Annotated in this window: 6 protein-coding genes and 5 pseudogenes; 3 read left to right on the forward strand and 8 right to left on the reverse strand. The window is 70.6% G+C overall.

The window, feature by feature from the left end; all coding sequences use genetic code 11:
- Nucleotides 1-392 precede the first annotated feature (392 nt).
- The 4 genes and pseudogenes from UG55_RS44415 to UG55_RS45860 form a co-directional block, all read right to left on the reverse strand.
- A pseudogene (locus tag UG55_RS44415) lies at nt 393-675 on the reverse strand (transposase); the annotation flags it as partial.
- Between the two features lie 159 nt (nt 676-834).
- Nucleotides 835-1,490, reverse strand: a 656-nt coding sequence (locus tag UG55_RS44420) for a DbpA RNA binding domain-containing protein (RefSeq protein WP_396231028.1), incomplete at its 5' end; no start/stop codon positions are given.
- Between the two features lies 1 nt (nt 1,491).
- A pseudogene (locus UG55_RS44425) lies at nt 1,492-2,235 on the reverse strand (DEAD/DEAH box helicase); the annotation flags it as partial.
- Between the two features lies 1 nt (nt 2,236).
- A pseudogene (locus UG55_RS45860) lies at nt 2,237-2,390 on the reverse strand (DEAD/DEAH box helicase); the annotation flags it as partial.
- A gap of 393 nt (nt 2,391-2,783) precedes the next feature.
- On the opposite strand from UG55_RS45860, the gene UG55_RS26260 reads away from it, so the two are divergent.
- Complete coding sequence (locus tag UG55_RS26260; RefSeq protein ID WP_066074553.1) at nt 2,784-3,599, forward strand: TetR/AcrR family transcriptional regulator; 816 nt, start codon at nt 2,784-2,786, stop codon at nt 3,597-3,599.
- 247 nt (nt 3,600-3,846) lie between these two features.
- On the forward strand, nt 3,847-4,932 hold the full coding sequence (locus tag UG55_RS26265; RefSeq protein WP_066074556.1) for an FAD-dependent oxidoreductase: 1,086 nt from the start codon (nt 3,847-3,849) through the stop codon (nt 4,930-4,932).
- Between the two features lie 209 nt (nt 4,933-5,141).
- Here the strand turns inward: UG55_RS26265 and UG55_RS26270 are convergent, their stop codons facing one another.
- The gene (locus UG55_RS26270) at nt 5,142-6,080 is read right to left on the reverse strand and encodes a hypothetical protein (RefSeq protein ID WP_066074559.1); all 939 of its coding nucleotides are present in this window, start codon (nt 6,078-6,080) and stop codon (nt 5,142-5,144) included.
- Nucleotides 6,081-6,893: 813 nt separating this feature from the next.
- On the opposite strand from UG55_RS26270, the gene UG55_RS28975 reads away from it, so the two are divergent.
- Nucleotides 6,894-7,127 (forward strand): hypothetical protein, encoded by a 234-nt coding sequence (locus UG55_RS28975; protein ID WP_128423209.1) that lies wholly within the window; start codon nt 6,894-6,896, stop codon nt 7,125-7,127.
- Nucleotides 7,128-8,801: 1,674 nt separating this feature from the next.
- On the opposite strand, the pseudogene UG55_RS48370 reads toward UG55_RS28975, so the two are convergent.
- The 3 genes and pseudogenes from UG55_RS48370 to UG55_RS26285 all read right to left on the reverse strand — a co-directional run.
- Nucleotides 8,802-9,334 (reverse strand): annotated as a pseudogene (locus tag UG55_RS48370) (hypothetical protein); the annotation flags it as partial.
- A gap of 1 nt (nt 9,335) precedes the next feature.
- A pseudogene (locus UG55_RS48375) lies at nt 9,336-9,773 on the reverse strand (hypothetical protein); the annotation flags it as partial.
- Between the two features lie 79 nt (nt 9,774-9,852).
- Complete coding sequence (locus UG55_RS26285; RefSeq protein ID WP_066074565.1) at nt 9,853-10,515, reverse strand: TetR/AcrR family transcriptional regulator; 663 nt, start codon at nt 10,513-10,515, stop codon at nt 9,853-9,855.
- Nucleotides 10,516-10,966 lie beyond the last annotated feature (451 nt).

Below are 10,966 nucleotides of genomic sequence, written 5' to 3' on the forward strand. Positions count from 1 at the left end.
ATCCGTGTCCAGTTACTTTCGTTCTATTTAGTATACCAGAGACACCGGACGCGAGATGGACTAGCAACCCACCAGGCAAGATTCGACGAGCATCTGATCCGAGCATTTCTGGACGTCCCAGAATACCGGCACGGAGCACGCTCCATGAGGAAGATTATGGAATCTGTCCGAACCTACGGTGGATTCCTCAACATCTCATCCCTACCGCCCGAGCCGCAACTCAATATGCACGTCAACGCGTCAGATTTCCTACAGATAGCCCGCGGCGGGCGGGTTGCATCTCCCGGGGCTCGGCGGAGACAGGCCCGTTCGAAAAATTCGAGTCGTGCCCGCTCCCAGGAAGAATCCCCACGAGCCGGCTGGTATAGAAGATAGACGTCTATTGACCGACCTCAACCGGTCGTCGCAACACCAGCCACTTGAAGTGAGGATAGCTGCTCGTTCATCGCCTCGACGGGTGTCTTCCAGTCGAGGGTCCTGCGGCACAGGTCGGTGCCCTTGGGAAGTACTGGCGGAGCAGGCCGCTGGTTTTCTTGTTCGTGCCGCGCTGCCAGGGGCTGTGCGGATCACCCAAGTAGACCCCACGCCCGTGCTGGCCGTCAGTGCGACGTGCCCGGCCATCTCCTTCCCGCGGGCCCAGGTCAGGGTCCGCCGCAACTGGGTCCTCCGAGCCGTTGATCTCGGCCAAGCAGCAGACGAGATCCTCGAAACCCTCGCCGCCTTCGGGCAGCGAATGAACGACTCGGGACATTCGTCGAGTTGGAGTCGCTCGGTTGCGTCGGGGTGGCGCGCGGCGGCCCGATCGTGGGGAGCGCCCTGATGTTCTGACGGCCTCTACGGCGTGACGTCGGATGGGCGGCGCGTTCTGCGGGCGGAGGCGGCGGGTTTTCCTCGGCGGCTGGCGCCGGGCCGTGTACCGGATTCCCGGCTCGGTCGTTCGACGCGCAGGTTGAGGGGCTGGCCGGCGATGCGGGTGCGGGTCAACGCCTGCTGGGTGGCCTTGGTCAGTTCGGTGGGAAGTTCGACGAGGCTGTAGTCGGCCCGGATGTCGATCCGGCCGAAGTCCGCCCGGGCCAGGCCGCCCTCGTTGGCGAGCGCCCCGACGATCTGGCCCGGGGTGACCCGCTGGCGATACCCGACCCCGATCCGGTAGGTGGCATAGACCGGCCGTGGTCCGCCCACGCCGCGGGCGGGCCTCTCCCGGACAGGCGGGGCGGAGTCCGGCGGGAGGAGGAACTCCCCCGGTTCCTGGCGGGTCATCACGGCAAGCGCCGCGGCGATGTCGACGAGCGGCACGTCGTGCTCGTGGGTGTAGCCAAGGACCAGGTCCCTGAATGCGGCGTGGGCTGGCGCGTCGAGCGCGGCGGTGATCGCGTCGTGGAACTTCGCGACCCGCCGGGCGTTCACATCCTCCGCGGTGGGCAGTTCCATCTCGGCGAGTGGCTGGCGAGTCGCCTTCTCGATCGCGGCGAGCAGGCCCTTTTCCCTGGNGGTGACGAGCAGCAGCGCCTCACCGCTACGCCCGGCGCGGCCGGTACGGCCGATGCGGTGGACGTACGACTCCGGGTCGGTGGGAATGTCGTAGTTGACGACGTGGGTGACCCGTTCGACGTCGAGGCCGCGGGCGGCGACGTCCGTGGCGACGAGAAGGTCGAGAGTGCCGTCGCGGAGCTGGGCGATGAGCTTCTCTCGCTGCGGCTGGCTGAGGTCGCCGTTGATCGCTTCGGTGGCGAACCCGCGGCTGCGCAGCCGCTCGGCGACATCTTCCGTCGCCGACTTCGTCCGCACAAAAATGATCATAGCTTCGAACGGCTCGACTTCGAGGACCCGGGTGAGCGCGTCCATCTTGCGCGGCCCGGCGACGGTCAGGAACCGCTGCCGGGTGTTCGCGGCCGTGACCGTCCGCGTCCTGACGGTGATCTCAACCGGGTCGCGCAGATACTGCCGGGAGATGCGGCGGATCGGCGCGGGCATCGTCGCGGAGAACAGCGCGACCTGTTTGGCGTCGGGGGTGTCGGCGAGGATCCGGTCGACCTCCTCCTGGAAGCCCATCCGGAGCATCTCGTCGGCCTCGTCGAGGACCAGCGTGCGCAGGCCGCCCAGCTTGAGCGTCCCGCGTTCCAGGTGGTCGATGACCCGGCCTGGAGTGCCGACGACGACCTGCGCGCCGCGGCGGATCCCGGCCAGCTGGGGGGCATATGCCTGCCCTCCGTAGACGGGCAGCACATGCAGGCCNGGCAGGTGGTGGGCATACCGGCCGAACGCCTCGGCGACCTGCAGGACCAGTTCCCGGGTCGGAGCGAGTACGAGCGCCTGGGTGGAGGTGCTGCGCACGTCGATCCCGGACAGGATCGGGAGAGCGAACGCGGCGGTCTTGCCGGTCCCGGTCTNGGCGAGGCCGACGACGTCGCGGCCCGCGAGCAGGGCGGGGATCGTGCCGACCTGGATCGGCGACGGCACCTCGTAGCCGAGTTCGGTGAGGGCTTGCAGGACTGGGGTACCAAGCCCGAGGTCGTGGAACGTCTGCTGGTCTTCGGACTCGGTCACACCTGAGAATACGGTTCCGGCCCGGCAGCCCGTGAAACCGGCACCCAGGCGACCGCACCATCATCGTCGGGCCCAGCAGCAGCGCCGCCAGTCGCGCCGGTGCTGGTGTCGGGTGGGAAGAGGTCACCGCGGGGTCCGTCCCGCCGGTTCGTCCACGGCCCGGCGACACTCGATGGAACTCGATTACAGTGCAACTGTAATTTGATGTCGAGTATCGGTGGGACGGGAGGCGAGTCATGGGTGGACGGGAGGAGAGCGGCGGAGGAGAGCACGCCGATCTGGTGGCCGCGGCGCTGCGGGCCGCCGAGGCGTTGGGCAGGGACGTCGCCGACGTCCCGTTGACCGAGATCGCGCGGCAGGCGGGCATCGCGCGCAGCACGCTGCTGCGCCGGCTGGGCGGGACCCGTGGCCCGCTGGACGAGGCGGTGCGCGCGGCCGGAGTCGATCCGGGGGGCCGCCGTCCCGTGCGGGAGCGTGCTGTGGCGGCCGCGGCCGCGCTGATCGACGAGCACGGCCTGGCGGCCGTGACCCTGGAGGCGGTCGCGATCGCCGCCGAATGCTCGGTGCCCAGCGTGTACGCCGCTTTCGGTGGCCGTACTGAGCTGCTGCGGGTCGTCTTCGAGCGCTACAGCCCCATCGTGGACTTGGAGAAGATCCTCGCCCGGTGCGACGGCGACCTGCGTGCGAAGGTCCTGGCCGTCTACCGGGAGCTGGCCCGCGCGCTGCTGGACCGGCCGCGTGTGATGCCCGCGATGATGGCGGAGCTCCTCGCCCACCCCCACACGCCTGACACCCAGGCCATGGTCGCCTACCATCTCCCCCGCGTCCTGGGTGGCGTGGGCGGCTGGCTGGGCGAGCAGATCGCCGCCGGTCGCCTGCGCGACCTGTCCATCCCCCTGCTCCTGCACCAGATGGTCGGGCCGCTGGTCTTCCACCTGATGGTCCGCGCCGCCCTGGGCCCGTCGCCCGAGCTGGACCTGCCCGACCTCGGCCAGACCTGCGAGATCCTCGCCGACGCGTTCCTGCGCGCCACCGCTCCGCCCAGCCCGTGACCGCGGCCGTGACCGCGGCCGCGACCGCTCCGCCGGGACGGGGATCGACCACCCGGGGCGATGAAGGAGCTCGCGGACGCAGGCAGGGGCTGCCGAGCGACCGAGAACCTCAGTACGGGAGCGCCCCGGCCCGCTGCTTTCGGGCCCAGCCGGGGCTCGCCCCCGCTTCAGGAAGCGGCCCTGGCCGCCCCTGTTCCCTCCATCGCCGGCTGAAAGCCGGCATCGGCAACCATCAAGGAGTTCCCCGATGCCCCCGACCGTAGTGATCATTGGTGGCGGTTACGGCGGCAGCGCCGCCGCCAAAGCCCTGGACCACGTCGCCGACGTGGTCCTGGTCGAGCCCAAGCAGGCGTTCTTCCACGCCGTCGGCGCGCTGCGCGCCACCGTCGAGCCCGCCTTCCTTCCCCGGGTGTTCTTCCCCTACGACAAGCTGCTGGCCAACGGGCGGGTGGTCCGCGACCGGGCCGTCGGGGTGGAACCCGGCCTGGTCACCCTGGCCTCGGGCGAGGAGATCACCGCGGACTACATCGTGCTGGCCACCGGCTCGGCCTACCCGTTCCCCGCCAAGCACGACACCGACGACACCGCCGCCGCCCAGGAGGAGTACCGGCGGGCGCACGCCAACCTGGCGACGGCCGGCCACGTCCTGCTGCTGGGCGCCGGGCCCGTCGGCCTGGAGTTCGCCGGCGAGATCAAAGCCGCCTGGCCGCACAAGCATGTCGTGATCGTGGACCCCGTCGCCGACATCCTCAGCGAGTACGAGCCGCAACTGCGCGCGGAGGTCCGCCGCCAGCTGTCCGACCTCGACGTCCAACTGGTCCTCGGCGCGCCGCTGAAGAGCGACCCGCCCACCGCCGCCGGCGAGCACGGCACCTTCCACGTCACCACCACCACCGACGTCGACATCACCGCCGACATCTGGTTCCGCTGCTTCGGAGTCGTCCCCAACACCGGGTTCCTCACCGGCGCCCTGGCCGACACCCGCAATCCCGGCGGCCACCTCGCCGTCACCGACACCCTGCAGGTCAAGGGCCACGACACGATCTTCGCCATCGGCGACATCACCGACATCGCCGAGGCCAAGCGCGGCAGCCGCGCCAAAGCCCACGCCGCCGTGACCGCAGCCAACATCGAAGCCCTCATCACCGGCGGCAAGGACCTGACCGCCTACCAGCCCACCCCGCCCGCCATCATGCTGCCCCTCGGCCCCACCGGCGGCGCCGCCCAGCTACCCGGCCACGGCGTCGTCGGACCGGACATCACCTCCCGCTACAAAGGCGCCGACATGATGACCGGCCCCTTCGCCGAACTGTTCGGCATCCCCACCACCTGACCACGCTCTCGCCCCCGGCCGACGCCCCGCGCTCAGCCTCAACCTCCAAAACACCATGCCCCGGGACCCCTCCAGCTGGGGCAGAGGGCAAAGCCGCTGAGCGCGGTCGGATGCCGGCGCGAGCCAGCTGGACTAAGGACGCCAGGCTTCCCTGAACAGCCGTCTCGACGACGCCGTCATACGCTTCGGGCCGGTGCCCCCGTTGCAGGTCAGGATGCGTCGGGCCGGTCCGGGCCCGCTCTGTCCACCCCGGGTGTGGCGTCGGTTCCTTCCGTTCCCGGTGTGCCGTCCGCGTTCTCGCTTCCGCCTTCCTCGTCGCTCGCCGTCGCCGCACCGGTCTCGTCGCCGAGATCCTGGGCGGGCCTGACCGGCAGACCGCGGCCGAGCGGAATGGAGGAGGGCAGTTGCAGATCCCGCCGGGCCGTCTTCAGGGCAAGGCCGTCCAGGGCAAGCGTCAGCAGCAGAACGCCCGGGCCGGGGTGCAGGCGGACGAGTCTGCTTCCCTGCAGTGTCAGGCTCGCGCGCTCCAACTCGAAGCGGAGAGTGAGCTGGAGCGGAAGGTCGGCGACGTTCTCCTCGCCGACGAAGATCTGAATCTGTTGGTCGTGCGTGTACCCGAGCGCGTGTGGTCCCACCAGGATCGTCTCGCTCGCCGTGCCGACAGCCTGGTCGGCGGCCGCGTCGACCCGGTCACCGGCCGGGGCGTCACCGGCCGGGGCGTCGAGTGCTGCCCGGGTGGTCCGGGCCGCCGCCTCCCGGACCGGCTGCCAGGCGCTCCAGGCGGACAGGATCGCTTCGACGACATTGATCCGCGCCGAGCTGAGGATCTCCGTGGCGAGATCCCGGCCGACGTCCGCGACTGTCTCCGGACCAACCCCGGCACCGGCGAGGTGACTCCACAGGTCGGGGAGCCTGCCGGTCAGCAGCCGGCCCAGGGCCGCGGCCGCGTCGCCGGCGTCGAAGAGCAGATCGGCTGCAGTGGAGACCAGCGGGGCATCGCCCTCGGCATCCGGGCCCGCAATCCCCGGGTCCGGCGCCTCCGGCCCGTCCGGCGGGGGATCATCGCGCAGCGATGAGGGTGGGGGCTGGGGCGGGAATGGCCGTGAGGGGGGTGGGACACGTGGTCTCGTCTGGTCGGGCGTGGTCATCGCCATTCTCCCTGGAGGCGCCGGACAGTTGTGGACGATCGCAGGTACACGGTCGGGCCGGCGGGCCCCGGCTCGGTCGCGCCTGCCGCACGGGCGGCCCTCCGCTCGCGGGGGCGGATGACCAGGCGGGTAACCGGTTCACCGACGGTGGCGTGGGCGTCGACCCTCTCGGCATCCGTGCCGGCGGCGCGCCCGACCTGCAGCCGGACGACGGGCTGCGCAGTCCCGTCGGCGCTCTGCGCCATCGTGCCGGCCGCAGCCGTCCTGGCCGTTGTCGCCGTGAGACGAACCGCCGGAGGAGCATTCCGGACGGTGCCACCAGGCGGAGGCCCCGGGGTGAACGGATGCCTCCTGGGCGCGTGTGCGACCAGTCGGACGGGCTGCCGTCCGCGGCGGCGGCGATCACGGTAGGCCGGCGGTATGAGGGTCGGTCCGGGCGCCGGCTCATCCAGCGGGTGGAGCGGGTTGAACCGCCGCCGTCGCAGGAGCAGGAACACCGCACCGAGCCCAGTGCAACCGGCGACCGTTCCGGCGCCCACCAGCAGAACCGGCACGGGCTCGTCCCGTCGCTTCCGGTGCTCTGCGGACGGCGACACCGACGACATCGACGGGAGTAACGCGCAGACCCCGACCGAGGTCAGCACCAGGCCGGCCGGGCATTCCCGCCGGGGCGTCACACACACCCCGGCGGATGCCCGCACGGTCGGCGGTTCACATCGTCCGCTGGGCGGATGACACAGGCCCACCGCGTCGCGGACGGTGCCCGCCGGACAGGTCACCACCGGCTGGATGCACTCGGCTGCCGCATAGACCATGCCTTCCGGGCACGCAGGCGCGACGCAGCGCAGCCCGTCGTCACTGCTGCCGTCCGGGCAGGAGACGGCGATGCTGACGGCGCACATCCGTGAAGCCGGGGCCGGCGAGTCGTCCGAGCAGATCCACCGGGCGGCGAGGGCGCACTGCCCGCCCTCCTGCGCACCCGGCGCGCAGTCGGCGTGTGCGGCGGACCTGCACCACCCGTCGGGCGACTCGTCGGCCGCGCAGTAGCTTCTGGCCGGCACCGAGCAGGTTCCGCCATGGGCCGGCACTACGTCGAGGTAGGGGGCCGGGCACAGCGAAGCGAAGTCCGTCCGGCAGGTGCCAGGTTCGGCCGGCTCGCGGTTGTCCGGGCAGATCTGGTCCGCGCCGGTCTCACAGCCTGCCGAGGTCACTGTTCCCGGGCAGTCCGGGTCCGCAGGTGACGTGCAGCCGTCGGGTCCGCTGCTGGTGCCGGGCTGACAACGTGGCGCGCAGTCATCCGTGCCGACACCGCCCCAGGCACAGAACTCGCCTTCCGGTGAACAGACCCGAAGTGCCGCGTCGTAGGTGCGGCCGTCCGGGCAGAGCGTCGGCGGATCAACACAGACGGATCCGGTGGGATCACGCCCGCTGGGGCAGGTGTAACGCAGCGGCGAGACACAGCTGACGCCGTGTTGTTCCCCGACGTGGCATATCNGGTGCGGGCTGGTGGCGCAGTCGTCGCCGTCCTGCTGCCAGCCCTGCGGGCATCGCGGGTCGGTATCGGCGAGGCAGCCCGCGGCGTCGAGCTGCCACGGCGGTGGGCATCTGCGCGTGGCGGTCGTGACACACACATCGTTCTGCCTGGTACCCGCGTCGGGGCAACTGTAGATGACCGTCCGGACACATTGCTGGTCACGCAACAGCCAGCCGCTCGGGCACTGCGGCGTCGCGGGCTGCGTACAACCTCTGTCGCCGGAGGAACTCTCACAGGTGACACGCCGGTCACCGATGCAGCGGTCGCCCGCGGGGGTGAGCCTGGTGGCGGGCGGGCATCGGGCTGCCTCCGGCGAGGCTGCTTCGGGGGCGGCAACCGCTGCCAGGACCAGCGCGTCGCCCTGCCCGGTGGCCGGCACTACGGCCGAAACGGGCCCGGCCATCGTCGCGAGGAGCACCGCCACCAGCGCCACGACGTGCAGGAACGCGGGACGGGCCGACCCAGGCAGGGCCGACCCAGGCCGGGCCGACCCAGGCCGGGCCGACCGCCTGACCACGCACTGCTCACCGCGGGCTGGCGCCGCTGGTTTCCAGGGCTCCCGGCCCGCCTCAGATCTGCTGCGGAGCATTTCCTGTCAAGTTCCTCGCCGGTCCATGTCCGGTCCCTCGAGGCGAGATTGCTTCAGGTTCTGGCGGACCCGCATCCACAGGCGCGGGGAACCCGAGCCCGGCCGCTGTCGAGGCCGCAGGCGAGCAGAACCCGGCAGGCAGACGACTGCCCTCCGCAACCGTCGCACGTCCCGCCGGCCGGAAGCCACACCCGGCGCATTCGACTGCATACCGGGAATGCTCCCACAGGCCGGCGCACCGTCTTGCCGACATGCCGGACCTGAAACGCCGCCGCGCCGAGCAACCCGCGGTTCCCGTGCCGCACCTGTTCCCCGCCAAGTGGCTGACCTGCCTCGTTCATGCATCCGACGGAGACAATGTCGATCGTCGAACCTATTCATGCAGGTCAGAAGATGTACCACGGAGCGCAGTGGACCCTGTGTACCAGCATCCGAACCGATCGATCTTGGTTGCTGGCCCTGAAATCACCGTCCGCCCGGTCGCCACACGGGCACTGGCCAGGGACGATGTCCGGTGACCGCGTCAACCGGGACATCATCTATCGAATCGAACGAGTGTTCCGCGAGTCTGGCGGTTTCGGATGCTTCGGCCCTCCTNCCTCCGGTACCGCTCCGCCACCGCCATGAAGGCGGCCTTGGGTTCCCACTCCAGGTCGGGGTAGGTCTGCCCCCGCCGTCCTTCGAGGATCTTGACGATGCCCAGGCTGGCCCGGTCCAGGTCGTCCCGGGGGTCGCCGTCGAGGCGGTGCGGGAAGCCGGTCAGAGCGAACAGGTAGACGAAGGCGCTGTCCGCACCCTCGGTCTCGAAGACTTCCAGCAGTTCGCTCAGGTACGCGGCCTGGCCGGCCTCGTCGCGCTCGTATACCCCGTTCAGCCGCATCGGGACGCCGGTCTGTGGGTGGTATTCGACCACCTCCAGCACCCGTCCGCCCCTGTCGCCCGCGCCGCGGTAGGCCGCGGTGCCGAATCCGGTGAGGGCGAGTGGCTTTGGGCCCCGGGCCAGGGTGCGTACCGCTTCCCGGAACCGGTCGGCGACCTCGGCGGAGCGGATCAGCTCGTAGGCCACGAAGTCGAACGGGGTCCAGTCGACCTGCTCGAACTGGATGGAGGCGTACGTGAGCTTTCCCTGGANGCGCTCGCGGATCGCGGCCGCGGCGTCGCGGAGAAACGTGTTGATGCGCACGCCGACCTCGCGGACCGCCTCAGCCCGCCGCTCAGGCTGACCCATCAGCCGCGCGACGCGCTCCTCGGGGCTATGGCCGGACAGGAACCCGCGGTTCATCACGCTCAGCTCCACACCGGCGACGAACACGACCTCGGCGCCCTGTTGCCGGAGCCGTTCGGCCCGCTCGGCGCAGTCGCGAAAGAGTCCGAGGATCTGCTCCGGGTCCAGCTCCAGCGGATAGGGCGAGAACCAGACCTCCAGGCCGAGCTCGGCGGCGGCGTTGGCGGCCAGTTCCAGTCGGCCCGGGTCGCCGCCGATGATCTGGACCGCGTTGCAGTGCAGGTCGTCGCGGATGATGGAGAGCTCCCGCCGGACCACCGCGGGGTCGAACTGTTCATGGGATATCCGGCCGAGCCTTCCAGGAAATCATGAATTCATAGTTGGAAAGCCACGTTGCCAGGATCCTGACCCGAGTCGGGTCGGTTCACGGACGGGCGCGGGTAGGTTCGGCGGCGTCGAAGGCCGGCGCGAGCGGTGCCAGCGCCGCGCGGAGCAGGTCGGACAGCGAGCCGGAGATCACCATCAGCCCCCCGGCACCGCAGGTCCCAGCGGTCTCTGGAGCTCCGCCCGGTCGGAGCCAGCCTTCCAACGCGATACGCACCGCCGCGGCCACGCTCGCCGCGAGGACGCGGGCGGTGTGCGCTCCGGCGTCAGCACCGAGGCGCTCGGCGATCACAGCCGTGAGCGGGGGCTCGATTCCGGTGGTGGTGTCGAGGAACGCGTCGCGAAGCGCGGCCCGGGTGGTGATCAGCAGTAGCGCCTCGCGTTCGCGTTCGCCGGTGTTCGTGTACTGCTCGATCACCGCCTCGGTAACGGCGTCGGCCAGGCGCACTCCGGCGGGCCGGGCCGCCACCGCCGCGGCGATCCGCGCCTCCCGGTCCGCGGTGATGGCGGCCACGATCGCCTGGTCACGGCTGGCGAAGTAGTTGTTGTACGTGCGCGGAGAGACCCCGGCCGCCTCGGCGATGTCCTCGACACGCACCTGGTCCGGCCCGCGCTCCACGGCCAGACGCAGGGCCGCCTCGCGCAGCGCCTCGCGGGTGGCCTGCTTCTTCCGCTCCCGCAGCCCCGGCGGCGGTGTCGTCACGCAGCTAGCCTCCCACGCCGGCGTGCGCGCACGCAAACTTACGCTTCCGAAAACTTGCGTGCACGCACTTTCCCTGGCAGGCTCGACCCGACCACGACGACCGGAAGGGCGACGCCATGCGAGCAAGAGGAAGTGCGCCACGAGGCGCCCACAACCCGAGTGGAGGTGAAAGACCACCACCTCTGCCCTGTCGCAGCAGGGCGGTGAAGCTGAGGGCAGCTCTTCCCNNGGAACGCTGGGAGNGGNGGGAAGCAGCCCTGACAAAGCCGGGTCGCGTCGGTACTACCGGACGGCGTGGGCCCGGCGAGCGAGTCAGGAAGGTGTACGTGAGGAACCAGTGTTCTAAAGCCTCTCAAGGCTCGCACCAGCTCGAACCCGGTGGATACGGGCTGGATTGCGGCGCGCACCCGCCCGGAGGTTTCGACGGGCGGGGAACTTCCGGGATGGTCTA

Source organism: Frankia sp. EI5c (assembly GCF_001636565.1).
Lineage (GTDB): Bacteria > Actinomycetota > Actinomycetes > Frankiales > Frankiaceae > Parafrankia.